This window comes from Rosistilla oblonga (assembly GCF_007751715.1).
Lineage (GTDB): Bacteria > Planctomycetota > Planctomycetia > Pirellulales > Pirellulaceae > Rosistilla > Rosistilla oblonga.
The window spans coordinates 1,790,553-1,810,154 of record NZ_CP036292.1 but is presented as its reverse complement, the minus strand read 5'-3'; the positions used below and the strand labels follow the sequence as shown (position 1 = coordinate 1,810,154).

Below are 19,602 nucleotides of genomic sequence, written 5' to 3'. Positions count from 1 at the left end.
CCGATCGGTGTGAATCCGACGGATGTGTTGCTGGTGCGTGGGTCGGACAATGCTGACTACATCACTGTCGCGGAGCAACGCCAGTCGATTATCGGAGCGGTCGAACTGCCCAATCAAGTCGTCGTGCCAGTCGGCGGTATCACAATCACAATTACAATCAAAACGGCGACAGGCACTAGTCCAAAAGTATTTGCTGTAACTACTCCTGGCACCTTTGAAATTGACAGACTGCTGGAAGCACTCAATCAAGGTAAACCCAAAGACGACTATCTATTCCGACGGTTCGGCAATCTGATCGGCATTGTTGGACCGATCGCTGAGACGGACGACGCGGGCCAACAATTTTCAATTTCGAGTGTCACAGGAAATCTGTTTGGCGTTGATGGCAAGACACCGCTGTTCGCTGCCAACGCGAAGTCGTTTAACATCATGTCCGTGATGATTCCGCCTGGCGTCAACGGTTGTGGCGAAGCAATGGTGATGGGCGATGGGCGCTGTGAAGTGTTGGCACAATGGCGGGATACGCAAGGGCGACCGCTGGTCGAGCAAATTCAGATCGATGGCTTGGGTGGTAACGACATTATCGAGTTTGACCAAGTTCACCCGGTCGATGCGAGTCAGTTGACGGCGGCTAGCGATGATTGGGTCGCAGTCCTGCAAGGTGGTCCGGGCAACGACATCTTGCGCGGAAGCGACGGTCGTGATCGTCTCGATGGTGGTGCGGGTAGTGACGTGATCTTCGGTTACGGCGGCGATGATCGGTTGTGGGGCGACTCGGGTGCGAATGTTGGATCAACGCTCGACCACGATGTCTTGTTTGCGGGCCGAGGCAACGATGATCTAATTGGTGGCACCGGCACGAACCAAATGTTCGCTTGGTCCGAAAACCCAGCGTACTTCCCCGGCGAACTGGGGCATATCGATATCGGCGGGCTGCGTACCGACGACGACGCGGATTTTGTCGTCAAGAACTTTGGGGTTCGTCGAGACAACATCACGGGCCAAATTAGCGAGTCGCTGGACCCTAATGTCGCTTCACTTGAAGAAACCGGTTTGAACCGGTTCATGGGCGGCTTTAACCAGCAAGACGAATTGTATGGTGGCACGGGACTGGACTTCCTGTTCGGCAACGGTGCCCCGCTGGGCAGCCCCGATCGCTTGTACCGTCGCGACGGAACACCGTTCTCGCAACTGGACGAAGGTTTGTCTGGCGACGCCTGGAAAGAGTACGCCAAGGATACGGGTTTCGTGTGGTATTACTCAGGCACCAATCTCGAAGACGAAATTCATGTCGACTTCGTCACCGAACCGGGACTACTCAGCGGACGACACCTCATCACTCGCCGCACGTCCAACCAAGACAACAGCACCTTTGATGCTCAAATTCGCCTGTCTTACGATGCGGTGGGAGCGGACGGAAAACCAATCTGGAATCCACGTGACTTGTTCTACGCCGAAGCGATCGTCGGTGCCGGACTCGAAGATGACTCGCGGTTCGCGTTGGGGCAAACGCAAGCAGCGAATACCATCGCAACCACGACGACTACCGATGCAGCGGCGGCGCAGAATACGTTCAACGGTCGCCTGACCGGCGACGCAGTCTTTAGCCTCAAGATATTTGATGCCGATCCGATCGAAGTCGTCGTCCCACGGCTCGATACGCGAACCGGTGTTTCCGCGCTCCAACGCAGTCAAACCAGTGACAACAAATCACTGAAAGATTTGGTCCTCGATGTCAATAACGCATTGGAACTGGCTGGACTAGGAGAAATCGTCGAAGCCGAGAGTTTCGTCTACGACACGTCGCTCAGTGGTGACAATCTGTATCGGCTGCGATTGGTACTGGCCGACGGGCAAGCCGAAAAAAGATCAGAGATGGCCGACATAGCAGTGCCGCTAACGATCCAAGGCGTCAACAACATTGCTAAAAACGAGTTAGGCTTCCGCGAGGGCCAAACGTCCCAGCGGATCGAGACTGGACTGGAAAACATCGCTGATCTGCTACCGCCCGAAGACAATTTTCAAGCGATCATCATCGACGCTCTCGGTGGTGACGATACGGTCATTGTCGGCCCCACGGTCGTGAAGAGTGTTTGGATCGATGCCGGAGCCGGTGACGACTACGTCGATATCCTGCCCGGTCGCGCAATCTTGATCGACCAAACGGAAAATCTTGACGAAAACCGCAACGAAGACATCGCGTTCCAATTCAGTGGTGATCGACTGGCCGAGACGACCACACCGATCTCGACGATTGCCGGAGCCGCTTACACAGGACTGACGATTGACGGCGTTGCAGACGAAGACATCTACACCTTTACGATGTCGGACTTGGACGGGTATATCACGATCAGTGAATTGTCGGTGATCCCTGGAATCGTTCCCGAACTGTATTTTTCTTACATTGAAACCCCAGTGGCCGGAACAGAGCCACAAATCACATCGTCCGATCAAAGCGTTTGGCTGGGCAACGCTCAACCCGACTTCAAGAAAATGGAAACGGCGGTTCTCGAATCACATGAACTGGGTGGCTGGTTCCAAGTTGGCTCGTCGAGCCGTTTGAGCTTACAAAATGTCAAACTGCAACTGGAACAAAGACTCGGAACGCTGACTCCGTCGGTGACTCTCACTGATAAAGTACGCGACGAGGAAATCGTATTTTGGTTGCGATTGAAGAGTGAACTGGGGCCGACGCAATACGAGATCGAATTCTCAGGCGTTGATTGGGCCGAAACCAACGGAGCACGTCGCGTTAATGGTGTGACACCAGTCAAGACCGACAACAACAACGTCAACGATGCCACTTGGTTGACGCAAATTCGTAGCGAGCGGACCACCGCATCCACCCTGGAGCAAGTCCGTGTCGTCAACGGACTGTCGTTGTCGTCCAAGAGCGATGAAGACTGGTACGCCTTCACGCTCGACGATCCGGCAAAACGCAGCGTGACTCAAATCGTGTTGAGTCTGTTCAACAACAGCGATCCCGTGCGATTGGAACTGGCCCGGCTTAGCGGTGGAGACAATTTGACAGCCGCGATCATCAGCACTTCGGTCAGCCAAGGCGGTCAATCTGATGCCGTCGTCGACTTACAGAATTTGCCTGCGGGCGATTACGCCGTGCATGTGTCGTGGAACACTGTGGCTGCGGACAACGATCCCGATCGTTACGCGATCTATCAATTGATCGTCGATCCCGCGCGAGCCGCTGCGCAAATTGTTCTTGATGAAACACCCGCGAACCTCGTCGAACGAGTTTTCGACTACGGCAATAAATCTCTGGGCGATGCAGGTCGCCGCCGCGATATTATATTGGGCGGTCCCGGCAACGACCGGCTGCGCGGTGGCAGTGGAGAAGACTGGATTCTGGGTGGCGAGGGCAACGACGTGCTTTCCGGCGGAAGCGATCGCCAAGCAAGCGATTTATTGTGGGGTGGTCCCGGCGACGACTTGTTCCAAGTCATCCCTGATTCGTTGCCCCGAGACAAACGGCAACAGCGGATCGTCAGCACTTCCGAAGAACGCTACACCGTTCCCTCGCAATCCGACCGTTTCGATGGTCAAGAGGGGTACGACCAAGTCATCTACCTTGGCGGTGACATTGACGACAAGGGCCGACCGATCCCCGATCATGTCGCGGTGCGGTACAACGCCACCTTTGCTCGCTACGAGTTCACGGGCTTGGTCTGGGATCTCAACAACCAGCGGTTCGCGGCCAACACAATCGGCGAAGGCGATTTCCTACAACACTACGCCTTCTTCCAGAGCGTCGATGTGGAAGGGATGCGTATCGAGACACGTGGAGGAGACGATGAAGTCCACGCCGAACCAGGCTACAAGTTCCCTGGTTCTGAAGCCGAGTTCGGCATCGCATTGCAAGACGCCCCGCGTCGAGGCCGCCTAGGCGACCTGTATATTAACGGCGGCGCAGACAACGACCGACTCTTCGGAGGAGCAGGCAGCGACACAATCAACGGCGGCCCCGGACGCGATGTCATTCAAGGCGGTGGTGGCAACGATTTGCTTGAAGGCGACGACGGCGATGACTGGATTGACGGCAACAACACTGGTGTTGCCCCAGATCGATATGAGTTTGCAAGAGGTTTTGGCGACAACAATAACATTGGGCGAGCGACGTATCTCGATATCGATTGGTCACCGCTCTTCTCCCAAGAAGACATTGTGATCGATGGTCTGAGCTTCCACGCATTCGTTGATAAAGACGACAAGCTCGCTGCGGACGTTGATCAATTCGTTATTTCAGTGCCCCCTTCATTGAAGAAGTTTGGCGATTCGGCAAAGTCACTCCTTGAAACAAGCATGATTCAAGCGGTAGCGGACGATCTGCTAGGAACCGTGATCTCTCATACACTCGTTCCTGCTCGCGCCACGCGCCCTGGTGACCCCACTAGCACGGTTGAAGACCCTTCTATCAAAGGACTTCCGGACTACTACATTCTCAAGTTGACCGCAAAGGAAACCTCAACTCCAAAAGTCTATCAGACACTAAATTATTCCATTCGATTTCTAGGATCAGAGGTTGGTAAATCCGTTTTCGTGGCAACCGGTAGTGCAGAATTCATCGGTGTAGATCGCGCCCTGTTTGCCACCGGAAACTTAAATCAAGATGGATATTCGGAATTTCGCAAAGAGGTTAGCGAATCGACGGTCGACATCGTTTTCGGTCCTGTACCAAACTCCATTACGAAAACTTTGGTTCCCCCTATAACCACACAGTCGTTCAACCCAATCTTTGGGCACTTTGGAGTCGGACTTGCAGGATTTGTTGAGGTTGATGGAGGCATTGTACGTCCAATTTACACAGGTACTGAATCAGGCAAACCAACGCTGGAAATACCAGACGCGATGGTGAATATAGATTGGGGATACGCCGATAGTTTGGTAACGATCCCTTCGCTTGATGGTGATCTCTACGACGAACTCATTGTCGATCGGCTGCATCGAAATACGCCGGAAGCTGAGACGGACACGATTGGCGAACTCTTCCTGAGTTCCGATTTTCGCGAGTTGCGTCACCTTGCGGATTCCGCGACTACCTCGACCGATAGCCAGTGGTCTAAAACGTACTCCGTCGATTCCGGTAGGTTCTTGCCAGTCGTTGACAGTGGGCAACAGTTCAGCATTGATGGCGTTGAAGTTTCGCTGACCAGCGGAGATATCGGCGACGAATTTAGACTTGAAACCTCTGAGGTAGAGTCTGTTCCGCGCGACTTCAACGTAGTGGTTCGTCGGCGATGGACGAGCGACTACAGCGGCCTAGTCAGCATTTCGCAAGAGGGACGAATCAGTGATGTCTTGTTAAATGGCACTATGATTGAACCTTCCATGTTAGCTTCTGGGATTGCGGTTTCCGTCGGAGACACACTGGATTTCGACATGACCTACCAGTTTGATGCAGGTCCAAGCGTTTTCGACAGTTCCGTGATCATTCATTCCATTGAGGCTTTTGCCCCACCTGCGGTAGCGGCAGTGACTTGGACAACCCCTTCCGACAAACGACTGCAAGTGTTGCGGTACACTTTCTCCTCCGCAGGTGATCTTGACGGAGATGGACTAACTGAAGTTTCGATCAATTACTCGTTTGCTGGTGACCTTGTCTTCGACATTTTCAAAGGCTCGCGTATCAAAAGTGCCGTCGCTGGTGACCCTGCGGTTATTGATCTGAGTGAAAGTGATTATCAGGTTGTGCTCGCAGGCAAGGGAGTACAGGACGTTCAGGACCCAGCGACACCCGGTCTGTTCTCAGGATTAAAACTTCTTGCCGACGAATCTGGCGATAGCGATGCAAAGCAACAGTTACTTGTCGTCCAGAACACCGAAAGTTTCGTTATTTCATTCAGTGACGCGAATGAGACTATTGGCAGTGAACAGCTTATTGTTACACCAGTTGAACCTAAGTATGCTCCGGACGGCTTTGTTGCCTTGGGTGACTTTACAGGAAATGGTTATTCAGATTTTGCACTAAAAGTACCTGCCGGGAATGTTGCAAAGAATCTCGTAAAAGTCATTGAGGGGCCTTTGGATCGAACACCTTCGGGCCTGCTGACGTTGAGCGGCTCTCAGGTTCAGTTCCAAACCACTTCTGACATTGCGGGTGTATCGTTCACGGGCAATGTCGCAGGAACAGAAAACAATGAGTTGCTCGCGGTGTTGAGCGGAACGAACTCAGCGAACCAAGTATTTGTAGGCGGAGCACTGACTGGAAACGGATACCATCGCGATCAAGAGCAGATTCAATTGATGCGCGGACGTGATTGGGAGATTGCCAAACCGGCTAGCAACCGAGTCACGGAAGCATCATTGAGTTTGGCGAAAAACGGTCAATACGCTATTACCGATGCAGCAGGCATTTTTAGAACTGACGGTAACGGTGTCGCAGGCATCGACACGATTGTGTCAATGCTGCCTGGGACCGATACGCCGTCTGTTGCAACATTCTGGGTGGGAACAAGTCAAACCGGAACGCAATCACTGAGCGTTTTGACTAGCCCAGTCGATCTTCGTGGACTCGTCGCGCATTACGATTTTGATTCTGTTGCTTGGAAAGAGCGATTATCCAGCCCAGCAACAATCACGGATGGCGAACAAAGCTATGATTTGGACGCTGCTGGTTTGGCAGCCGAAGTAAGGCACCTTCGCTCGATCCCGAGTTCACCTGCAATCCCAGGCTCACCGGAGAGTGTAACGATCACCTACTTTCTCAATGAAGGGGATGGTATCGAGCAAACATTAACCGGCTTCTCTTCGGACCAAAGACCTATTCGCCTTGATGCCGCTTTTGGCGATTATTCAGGGGACGGGAAAATGGATTTTTCCTTGATGAGAAACTCATGGGCAGCGGACGACATCAACAAAGAAAGCGTTGTCTACGTTTTCTTTGATATTCAATCGCGAGGACTGGAGTTGACGCTGGCGGATGCTGACATCGTTATTGACGGCGGTGGGCGTGGACCTGAAGTTACAGGCATTGCCAGCAACGCTCGCATTGACATCAATCAGGATGGCTACGACGACCTTGCTGTCAGCGCGGCAAATGCGGATGTGATCGACCCGAAAACAGGTGAGTTGAAGAACAATGCAGGCACGGTCTACATCGTCTACGGTGCGCCTCGCATCCAGGAGATTGGGCCGTTTGCGAAGGTGGGTAGTACGACGCTTCGCTCTCCAGTCGATACGCTGGCGAATGTGACGCCTGCGGGTGGGGGTGAGTATCTGGCGAATCCGGGAACGGGACGTCCCGTTACGTTTGAACGAGAACTCAAAACCCAAATCATCACGGACCCGATTCCCGCCGGAACGACACTCGATACGCCGTTGGATTTCCAGTTGTCGGTGCAACGCGAAGGTGTCAACGGGACGGTGTCTGTCACCGGCGGATCGTACACGCGTGACGGTCTGCAAACCGCTTTGACAGATGCGATCAACGCCTATGCAGTGACCGATCCAACGACTCAGGACGAGAGTTTTCCGCTCAAGGGCAAGGTGACGGTCGATATCGTCCCTCATCCGACGGCGGCAGCTACCTTGCTGGGCGATACGCAAGCGGAGTTCGCTACCACGTCACCCAAGTGGAAGTACTTCACGGCGACAAGTGTCAACTTTGATATTGTCGGGGCGGCACCAGAGATGGTCGTCGCTGACAATGCCTATTCGGGAGGTACTGGATTCACAGCCGCTATTTCATCGCAATCGATGTCGATTACTTCGGATCGAGTGCCTGACGTAGGCGAGCGATATACGCTGATCCAACGCTTGGAAAACACGCAGGATGGTTTCCTGAGCTACACGCATACCATCGGCGGCGATTTTGCGGTTTTCGTCAATGGCTTAATGTTGACTCGATCGGACTCGATTCGGATCAAGCCAGGCGATACGATCGACGTCGTGTTCTTTGCAGGTGCCTCCGATGCGGTGAACGGTAAGATCGCCAAAACGAGCAACAATTCGGTGCAGTTGCACTTCACTCCCGCGACACTGGCCATCGGCGTGAAGGAGACATCCACCTCGCCAAAATTGTTTGGCGAGTCGGGGCCTCAACTGTTGATCGTGCCTGACCGCAATGATGCGGCTGAAAACGCTTTGGTTGAAACGCTCGGTTTCACCCTAGCGTCCGATGGATCGTTGGCGGGTTCTCGCATCGTCTCGGCAAGTGAGACGCCACTCCCGACGACGATCAATTTACCGGCAGGGTTGACGCTCGACCTTGCCTTGCAGACGAACTATCAATTGCCGATTCGCCAGGGTCTTAGTGTTTCCACAGGCGACTATGGAGGCACTGTCGAGATCGTGCCAGAGCCGCTTCCTCAGCTTCGCGCTGAGTTCGTAGATTCGATTCGATCGCAACTCAACTCGCTAGCGATTCCAGCGATGGGGACTCACGCCGCGGTGCCTTACAGTGAATTCATGCGAGTTGAACTCACGGAAAGCCAAGGGCAAAGCTTCTTGCAATTCTCGATTGATCCTGACTACCTTGGTGATCGACCCAATAAAGTACTCGCCAATGGTGACTCACCAACCAGTTTCGCGTTGATCTCGGCTGACGGCGCCAACGATCTTGTCGATGCGGGGCTGGCAAAGACTCTCGGGTTTGCTCCGACGCAATTGATGCGACATGGTGCGAAGTGGGGCGCTTCGACACCGCTGCCCGATGTAATTCCCGGCGGCGGCACGGGCTTGAAGTTTGGCATCTTGGTCAACACGCGCAGCGCTTCCGCATCGCGTCGGCTGGAGTTCTCCGCGACCGGCATCGACGCACACGCCGAGAGTTCTGCGTTGCCGGACGGCAAAGTCGCATCGGCCACTCCGCTGCAAATTGCCACGGTGACGGACAAAGGCATCAGCTTCATCGATCCAGTATCGATCAACGACCAGCGCCCCAAGCAGATTGCCGAAACGATCACCGCTAAGTTTGCTGCGAAGTCGCGTGATGTCGTCGCGGTAACGGAGAGCCGCTGGGTGATTGAAACATCCCTTGCAACCCAAAAGATCATCCAAGTCAAAATGGAGTCCAACACGCTTGAGGGAACTGCGGCGCGGAATCTGCTTTCGCTCGCGCAGCATACAGCGGGCGTAGGTGGCATTGTTGGTGGCTATTCCACGCAGTGGCTATCTAACGAGAACATTGCGATCCCCAACGGATTGAAGTTTGAAGTGCAGAGTCAAAGCGTCAACGCCGCTGGTGAGCTGATCGGCACTCCAACCATCACCGTCATCGCTGTTCAAGCCTCAGACACGCCGATCGAACCCGGTCGTTTGCGAACTCTCATCGAAGCCAAGCTCGGCACAGCACTCAAGATTCGTACGGAAACGCGGATCGCGATCGTCCGGCAAGCCGACGCGGCGACGATCGCTCAAAAGATCAACGATCAACTTTCCAATCACCGACTGTCTACCGAACTAGCGGCAACGACAAACGACCTGAATCAAGTATTGATAGGTAAGTTTGATTCAGAATCTTTTACTGGAGTCCCGGGCCCGGCCAACTCCGACAGCTTGATGCAAATCTTGCTCCCCAACGGCCTGTTCAATCAAGACTCATTCGCCAAGACCGTGCTGGGCCTAGAACACCGCGAGTTCGCCGACACACGAGGCGAACAATGGTTCCGCATCAACACGCTCGGCAATGGATTGCCAGGGGATTATATCTATGTGACACCTGAACGTCGCGAAATCATCGTATCCGCTAACACTGAAACGCAAGTGCTGCCACTCGCGGCAAAGGAGTTTGGTGCAGCGAATGCAGTGAACATTGGGCGTACGATGCTAAGTAGTGACGGCCGCTTTTTGTTGTACGGAACTCAATTGCCAGCACAGCAACAAGGAGAAATCTTTGTTGCTGACCTTCAGACCGGGGACATCAAAGCAATAGCGGTTAGCCAACCCGGACCAAGTTTCACACCTTCTATGTCTACCGATGGAAGTGTCGTTGTATTCACAACGCATGACGAACGTACCCAACTCCGCCGTACGTACATAGTCGATCTTAACACCAATCTTCCACCGTATCTTGTTCCGGATTTCCGAAGCAACATTCTTCAGTTCCCAGCAATTAGTGGCAGCGGGAAAATTGTTTCTTACACAGATGATGACAATGGTACTGTCGTAGTGTTCGATCGCGAGTCCCAGGTATTCAGAGAAATTGGTGCGTCGTCGGTGCCAGGTATTGCGGGGCAACGGCCCGGCCGTTTCCTTGTGCGAACCTCACGCTTGAATTATGACGGAGATATAGTCGCTTTTGAGGCTCAACGCATCGATAGTAATGTCGTTCAGCAGGCTGTAATTGCTGTCGATCGAGGAGGTGAAACTACCGTAATAAGTGACCCTAAGCGGTTCTCCGATTCACCAACGATGAGCGGTGATGGACGGTATATCGCGTTTGTACAGAGAGAACAGTGGTTAGGATTCGATTCGCCTGGAGACATCGTGCTTTATGATACGGCTTCAGGAATGGTAGACGACATTATCGTGGCAAGTGCTGCAGCCATCTCTATTTCTGGCTCTTCATTGAGTCAAAACGGGCAGTTCCTGGTTTACAGGCAAGGCGATTTTGCGCAGATCTATGATCGAGTAAACCGAATTTCCAAGACGATACTTGTCGGCAATGAGCATGAGCAAATTGACTCCGTATCGATTTCCGCTGATGGAAGCACAATAGCCGTTAATGTTGAAGGTAGAGTAAGTGTCGTTCGAAATCCGCTCGCATACTATCTGATTGACGCGAAGCGGCTCGTTGGCAACATGCAGTCTGGGGTCGCACCCGGTCGAGCGACCATCAGTATGGAAATATTGTCGGACCAACTCGATGTGTCGAGTTCTTCGGCCAGGCTATCCGTCGAAGTCACTCATGCTCAGCCTGGCCAGATGGGGGCTTCCGGCGACCTAGGCTGGCTTGAAGTCGGGCAAGCAATAGTTGACACAACCACGCTTCGACAAGGTAACCCATTGGAGCTAACCCTAGATGCGGCCGACAACCTCTCTGGATTTCTGCTGAACCTTCGGGACCATGGTTTCACCGAATTTGGTCTTCGCTTGATGGTTGACGGCGCTCCCTATGCTGTTGTTGCCGTTGGCTTGACAATCTCCGTTCCCGCTGCCAGTGAAGGCTTCACTGCCAGTCTTTACAACTCTGACGGCGGATTGCTTCGCGAGAACCAGTCGATCTTTGATCTGCGAGGTTTGCCTGGAGACGACTACTACTTGAAAGTGTCGCGACCCGAAGGTGCGGCAACGCACAACGGCAACGAGTTCACTATTGAAGTTAGCCCACCATTTGCGGGTGAGACTGCGGCGTACTATGGCAATCCAGATCGCGATCGGCTGTACGGAGGTGACGGTAGCGACACGTTTGTCGTTGCAGACGACAACAGCGGAGATCTTGATTTCGTAGACGGACAAGGAGGTGCTTCAAACGTAGATTTTGGTTATGGAACCCGTTCTCCTAAAGATTTTGCAAATAGCAATCCCGTTATTTGGACGGCTCACGTAAGAGCGCCTGTTTCTCGCGGAGTAGGGCAAGTGGTCGCCGACGCGCTGAAAATCTCCTATCGTGATGACGGCAGCTTCTCTGAAAATATCACAGCCCGTGACTTGGCGGAAATAACCTCCCTTGACTTCTCGAACTCTGAAGAGTTTCTGCTATTCAATGGTCTGGAATATCTAATCAACCTTAGGTCTCTCAATGTGCCGAGTGATTTATTTACGCAAGTCGATATTGACTCTCTGCGGTCGGGGCGATTCAACTCCGAAGATACCAGCGATCTTGTAGGCACACGTAAAGGCGCGCGATTCCTTGAGTCGCTTGTCATTGACAACGCTAGCGATATCGACGATTTGTCTGTCCTACAGTCGTTCCCGAATCTTAGGCATTTCAGCTTTGACTTGTCGGGAAAAGACGCGCAGCCAGAAGGCGATTCATTGCGAACGGCGAATTTGCTTGGTCCGCTCGCAAGTATGGACAAACTTCAATGGTTGAGTCTGGAAGGCCAGGGAATTGACACCGTCGAACTCCTATCGATCCCAACCCAAGATTTCCCGCTCAACCAAGTTCCCGAAATTGAGGCGGGCAAGACTTCGTTGGTCAATATCGCCCCAATCGACGTAGTCACACTAGCTGATGGCACTCCCGTGTTGATAAACGGGGACGGACTTTACGTCTTCGATAGATATCCAGACCTGTTGTTGAAGGATGCTGTTCTGTCTGGTTCTACTCCAACTCTGTCCGTGAGCCTGGACATCGCTGCGCCAGTCGTCGAGAGTCGCTGGCGGAAAGTTCTTACCGCTGGCGGGATCTCGCCTGTTAGTGGGACATTGTCACGTGTTGTGACTCTCGTTGGGAACGAGTTGATTGTAGCTGAGGTAGTGAATAACTCAACCTCACTAACTAGAGTTCGATTGTCGAGTCAACTCGATGCCGATGGTAGGTCACGAATCGTTGCCACAAGTGGAGAGGATCTTGGAAGCGAGTTTCTCGCTGCATCCGATCCCCAAGTCACCTCCAACACAGAATTGGTCAGCGGTGAGGTTGGCTCAACTGTTACTGAACCTGGTTTCATTGATTTGTCGTTGACGGCTACCGTAAATCGAAGTGGTTCTTCGAGCGAATTTGTTTTTCGGGTAAGTAACGATGGACCTGACATTGCGACCAATGTCCAGGTGAGGCTCGGTATTCCTTCGCAACTTCAGGCCGTTACGACGACAGCTTCTCAGGGCGACCTTCTCAATGGTGTTTGGACAATTGGTTCCCTTCGGACGGGCGAGCAAGTTAGCCTCACCATTTTGACTGACGCGCGCTTTGGAAACTTTATCATTGAGGCTGAGGTTAGTCAGGCAGATCAGATGGATCTGGACTCGACCCCCAATAACGCGTTGCCTAACGAGGATGATCAGGATTCAGCGAGTGTTTCAGTCTTATCGATTCGAGCGAGAGACATAGTCTCGGCGACAGTCGACCCGTCCACTGGCGATTTTTATGTTGCGTCGTACTACGGCGTGTTTCGAGTTGATCAAAATAGAAAGATCTATGAAGTATTTGTATCGCCAAAAATTACGAACATTTGGTTTGGCGACAATGGAGCAATGTACGTGCTCCATGATTCTAAGGTGACGCTTCTCGCAAGTGAATATCTTCAGTTTTCTCGTGCTTCAGTCAATCCGTTGAATTACGCGGTTGATGCTGAGTTTGGAGTCGTGTTCTGGGCTTCATTGAATGGCACCACCAAAATTACATCTACATCCGGAAAGGTGCAAGACGTAAATGAAGTGAGTATTGTTGATGGTACTCTTACAACGGTAGGTGAAACGACGATTGCCAGCGTGATCCAGTCGGGCGGGTACGATACGACACCGTCGAATAAAGTCGGTTCGACAAATAGCACGGGCACATTCTATGTGGGACCAAGTACGTTTGTTCTGCATGACGACACGGTGGCGGGTAAACTGGTCCGCTACGACGCATCGGGCGGATTGCTGCGTAACCCGCGTGATGTCACGTCTGAACGAAACTATGCGGCTGTTTCACTGATCGATTCGAGATCGTTTATTCTGGTGGACATGCCGTCAACAGATGGTCAAAGTGCAACAGTCTATCGGGTAGAAGATAGTTCGATACCCGAATCCGTTCGTGTGCTGAACCTTCGCAACAATTTTATTTCCGACGTCGGAGTGCTGACCGGACAGTACGTGATCGACGAATCGGATGTGATTTATTCGACGAAGGGTGTTGGAGCGGAAACAGTGTCGCAGTGGACACAGCATCTTGCGTTGAATCAAGCAGACGCTGAATCCGAGCGAGCGAATCTTGCCCTGAGCCAGGGGTTTACATCTGCGCAAGGACTGGAAGATCCGAGCCCTTCGGCAATTTATCGATTCCACGATCTAGAACCAGGCGTCTATCAGGCTTGGGCGACTTGGCCAGATGAACCCCAAGGCGCACGTGACGCACGATATTGTTTTGCAACATCCGATGCACCTTGCCCTATTGTTGATGCTTCCGGCGATGTGAAAAACGTAACCGTTGAGGCGAATCAGGTTTTGCCACCACGTGGCGATGACTATCTGGGGACGCAAGAGGTTCGTCGAAAATTCGTGACGTTTGTTGAATCGGAAAGTCATTTCAGCAGCCCTGCGCACGGCCTAAGGACAGGGGATGCCGTAGAGTTTGAGGTGCTTGAAGGTGATGCTGCCCGCTCTCGAAAAACCTATTTTGTTGTAACGTCGGGTCCAAACACTTTCCAGGTTTCAGATAGCCTCGTGATGGCCCTTAGGGGCGAGGTGACTGGCGATGTTTCGGCAATTAAGGCGGCGGTTAGTGTCGCTCCGCTGATCCCGTGGTTGGCGCTGAAGAGTTTTACAGTGCGCAACGACGGTTCCGTGGTTCTCGGTGTTCAAAATTTGCGTGCGACGGACGTGGCTGATCAAGTCGTGGTAGGGCGAAATTTCTCAGTGAGCTATCGCCTGGAGGGTAAGGATGGCACACTGCTGAGTGACGCAGTTCGCATTGCAAAAGGTGTGATGCCGTTGCTGAGTGCGGTTGATTTGCGTGGAAATCCACTTTCGCCTGCGGCATTCCAATATGGACTGAGTTCGTTGAGCACTCAGCGTGCTGGTGACGATGATCCAAACACCGACAACGTGTCGGAGCACGCCGACCTGCTGTCGATGCGTGCTCCAAGTTGGCCGTCGAATGCTGAGTCAGTGACGCCCGGTTCGATTCAGTTGACTGCTGAAATCGCCGACGTTGTGCACCGCCTTGGTGCAGTGGTTCCAGTGGGAGCCGAAGTCAAATTTGTCGACGCTCGTGGTGCTGCGGCGACCTGGACCTTGCAGGAAGTCAATGAGAACGGAACGGAAGGAGTCGCTAGCGTCCCGAATAATGGTTCGTTTACGCCACTGCATACCGGTGCCTATAGAGTCACGTCCATAGTGGAGGGCGTCGAGGTGACTCGTGTTTTCCGTGCGATCAATACCGACGCGGCGATTACTCTGGGTGCTCCTACGCCAGGAAAGAGTCTCAGTGCATTTGCCTTGCGCACTCTAGTTGTTAGCGCAGCCGATGCGGATGTTCCACGCCGCTACGTGGTGGACGGCGATAACTCAGAGCCAGTGAGCGGAACAGTTGCGGGGGCGGTTACTGGCGCGAAAGTCTTGGTGCAGATCAGTCGACCCGGTGTCAACGGTGGCAAATTTGCCACCGTCGCTGAGCAGACAAGTATTACCGACTCGACGTTCTCGATCCCGCTAATTCGGACGGCACTGCCGAACGTAGGTGTCTTCGAGGGGCGAGTTGTTTTGGATTCAGGGGGCGTTGAGGAGGCGATTGATACGTTCATTCTGGAAGTGCTGTCCACTCCGCCTAAGTTTGTACTGCCGACTGGGGCGGACTTGTCCAACGTCGAAGGCGTGCGATGGGAGCCGAATGTGGTACTCATTGGAGGTTCGAGTCAGACTCAGGTGACGGTCAACTATGGCGATGGGGCGCCGACGGTTCCTGTGTCGTTTGATGCGGTGGGCAAGCTGCAATTGAGTGCGGTTTTCCCGGATGGCGGTTCGTACACGGTGACAATGACGGCGGATGATCCGGTGTATGGTTCGACCAGTTCGACGTTCACGGTGGTGGTCACGAATGACGTTCCGATCGCTAGCCCGATCAACGGAGCGACGGAGGGGTTGGAAGGCGATTCACTGGCGTTTTCGACGACAGTTTACGACGGCGGTGAGGATCTGGTGCGTTACCAATGGATCTTCGATTACAAGGGCTCGGCAGCGGAGTTTGATAATGTGCCGTTTGTGGATGACGCGACGGTGTTTCATTCGTTTTTGCAATCGGGGCCAGGGTCGCAGACGTATGTTGTGGCGATGCGTGCGACCTCGTTTGCCAGTGATGGAACGACAGTGGAAACGCTGACGAACAGCAATGGGACGACGATCAAGGCGGTGTCGGAAATCAAGATTCACCCGGTCGTGATCGCGAATGCGGACCCGCGTGTTGAGATTGTGGTTCCGGGGGAAGGGTATTCGTTGCCAGATGCTGGGGCGGGGTCGGTCATGCTGTCGGCGACGGCGACAGACGGGAACGATCCGCTAACGTACAAGTGGCAGGTGCGGAGTGCTTCGGATCAACCTTGGCGCGATCTGAACAAGACGACTCGGGAGCCGAGTGTGACTTTTGCGGAGATCAGTGCCGCCAGCGGTGTGAAGTTTGGCAACGCGACAGTGGAAGTGAGTGTCGTGGTGACAGATGACGAGGGTAAGTCCACGGTGTCAGCGGCCGTACCGATTTCGATTTTGGCGACACCGCCGAAGATCGTGATCTCCCAGGAGACCAGCGGGCCTGCGATGGAAGGCGGTTTTGTTGACCTGAAAGCCACGGGAGCGGGCGAACTGGCGGATGCGGCGAATCGGAACGTGGCGTACCAGTGGCGGGTGACTCGCGATGGTGTGCCGTACTCGAAGGGCATTCAACATACCGACCGGGCTGCTTTCCGGTTCTTGCCCGACGCGGCGGGACGCTACGACGTGAGCGTTTTGGTGACGGCTACGGGTGGTGTGGAGGTGCGACAGACGTTTGTCTTGAATGTGACGAATGTGTTGCCGATGATCATCGAACCGTTGGCGGCGGTGAACTATACGTTTGCTAAGGGTTTGATCGTTGAATTGCCGGTTCCATTTACGGACGCGGGGAGTGGTCCTTGGACCGTGATGTACACGATTAAGGAGAATGGCAAGCCGCCGGTCACACTTCCGGTGATTACGAACACTCGGTTCGCGGCACTGCCGTATGCGTTCCCACGTGACGGCAGCTACGACGTGGATGTGACCGTGAGCGATCGCTTTGGCACGTCGCCGGTGGCGACGATCAAGGTGACGGCTGAAAAAGTGATGGGCACGCCGATTCAATTTGTTGCCAAGTCACTGGCGGCGAATGTCGTCGAAGGTGATCCACTGAGATTTTCGGTGTCGATGTTGGGTACATTGCCGGAAAATGAAATGGCGTCGGAAAATGCTACGGCGTCGGTGAACTTGAAACTGGTCGGCGGTGATTCCGGACCACTTGTGCTTGACCCACCGAGTCAGGCTGGTGTGACGTTGAAGGACGGTATTCTGACGTTCACCGGCGGAGCGACAAGAGCGACGCTGTCGGCCAGCACGACCCGCGATCCAGAAGACAACGTGGAACAGGACGTGGTGTTCGTGTTGTCGACTCCGACGCTCGCCAATGCCCCCGCATTGCAAGTGTTTGTCAGTACGCCCCAGGCGCACGCGGTGAAAGAAGATCGAATTGACAAGTCGGTTCAGTTCTCGATCACGGGTGACCAGGCAACTGTTCACGAGGGAGACGAAGCCCGATTCACGATCGTGCGAGGTGGTTCATTACCGTTGGGTCAAACGGCTTCGGTGAAAATTGCGTTTGGGACGGGTACGGCGTCGACGGATGGCTCGGATGTTGAATCGTTGAGTGCAGCGATGGCGCGGGCGATCGCCGGAGCGGTGGGTGTGTCATTTGATGCGTCGAGTGGTTTGTTGACGTTTACCGGTGGCGGTGATTCGTCGTTGACGTTAACCCTGCGAACGATCCTGGATGGCGTGACGGAGCAGTTAGAGACGTTCAAGTTGGAATTGTCATTGCCGACCGCACAGGAAGGCGTGACGCTTGGAACGCCCTCGTCGGTGGTAACGTCGATCTTGGATAGTGATGCGATCTCAGTCGGCGTCTCGGGGCCATTGACGATCAGTGTCGGTGAAACGGCGACCTATCGTATTGATCTGAGCAACGCAGTGCTGGCAGGTACGTCCAGTATCTTGGTTGGTATCGAGGTGACATCGGCAACAACGCGGGTGACAGAAGCTGCAATTCTTGCGGCTATCCAGACTGCGGCGGCAGCGACGACGGGCGTGTCATTTGACGCTGGCGTAAAACAGTTGTCATTTGCACCAGGAGCCAATGGACTGACGTTCTCGATCTTAATTGCTGCGACTCCAAGTGTGACTGCGGGCGAGCAGTTCGGCTTGCGGATCACCGGAGCAACGCAAGACGGAAATCTGATTGGGGTGACAAAATCCAGTTCGACGACTCAAATTCGTGGCCAAGTGTCGGGGATTGAAGCATTCGACGTCTCCGATGGTGTCGTGCGTGTGACATTCTCGCGTGCGATGGATATGACGAAGCTAAACCTGTACGACGACAAGGCGGCACCGGACAACTATGCCGACGTGGTACTGGTCGGTTCTAGCGTAGGCGTCGTCAACGGTTCAGTCCACTACGAACCGGCTACTCGAACGCTGACCTTCGTGAAGACTGGATCACCGTTGGAACCGGATTCGTACACGCTGCGGCTGAGAAGCGCAGATGATGCGTTTATCGATGCAGCAGGAACGCTGCTCGATGGAGACGGTGACGGTTTGGCAGGGGGCGACTTCGTGCGTTCATTCAGTGTGCAAACTGGCGGTGCGGTGTTGGAATTAGCCGATATGGTGATTGCTCCTGGTGCAGAGCTCGCGGTGAATCGATACATTAGCGCAATCCAGGGCGGCAAAATTGACATCGAAACTGTTGCCGGGATGCCGATCGCGGTCACAAATGCAGCGGGAGTGAATCGCGCCGAGTTCACGTTACGGATTGATCCCACTGTCGTCGAACTATCGATGGAAGGTGGCGCGCCGAAGCTTACAACTGCGACAGGCTGGACAATTGAGTCAGCGACAGTGGTTACGGCAGGTTCGCTTCGGATCGTGATGACGGGTGACGCGATCCCGTCGACTGCGAGTTTTGAACTGGTTAGGGTTCACGGGAAAGCACTCGATCCAATCGTTACAACAAGTGCCGTAACCAGTGTGGTTCAAGTGAGCAATCTCTCGCTAAGTGGTAGCTCGGGTGCGGCTGTCGGATCACGAACGGATTCGGCGCTCGTGGTAGTGGGGTTGATCGGTGATTTTAATGGGAGCAAAAGACCGAGTGCTCTTGATACGTCTTCGTTGATGGAAGTGATTAGTCGACGATCACAAACCTCAAACGACATTGGAACCGACAAAATTATCGTGTCCGGTTTTGAATTCTACGGAAATGTCGATCCGGTGTTGTTGGCGGATTTCACCAGCAACGGGCGATTGTCAGCGTTGGACTCAGCCTTTCACTCGCGCTTCGTGAGCATCGCAAACAATTTGAATGCGATAGCCGAGAAAGAGGCGCTTACCGAAGGCGAGCAGATCGAATCGCAACAAAAAGAACAGGTTGTGGGAGTGTCGAGAAATGAGGTAGCTGTAGTGAGTGATGAGTCCGGACTGTCAAAAGAGGCAACGACATTTCCAGATAGCACTCCGTTAGTGACTGCCGATCAACTGACGGGTATCGAGATCAAAGCTATCCACAGAAAGCAGGAGGAGAACCCGCATGAGATTCCTCCGGAGTTGCCGGTATCAGCTATGGGAGAGTTGAAGGCAGTGCCTTCGAGCTCTGAAGCCATAAGCTTCCCCGATCTTGAAATCAAGGAACTTTCATTGGATGCTGAGGTCGTTGACAATAACGACGACGAGATTTGGGGTGAGCAAGTGGATGTTCTGTTTGACTTGCGAACGAACTGGTTGGAGTAA

General features: G+C 53.6%; 1 protein-coding gene (cut by a window edge). It reads left to right on the top strand.

The features are described from left to right. Nucleotides 1–19,602: the 3' portion of a Calx-beta domain-containing protein gene (locus tag CA51_RS06430; protein WP_145118862.1), read on the top strand. It extends 11,211 nt beyond the left edge of the window; only the last 19,602 of its 30,813 coding nucleotides appear in the window; its start codon lies off the left edge, out of view; it ends in the stop codon at nucleotides 19,600–19,602.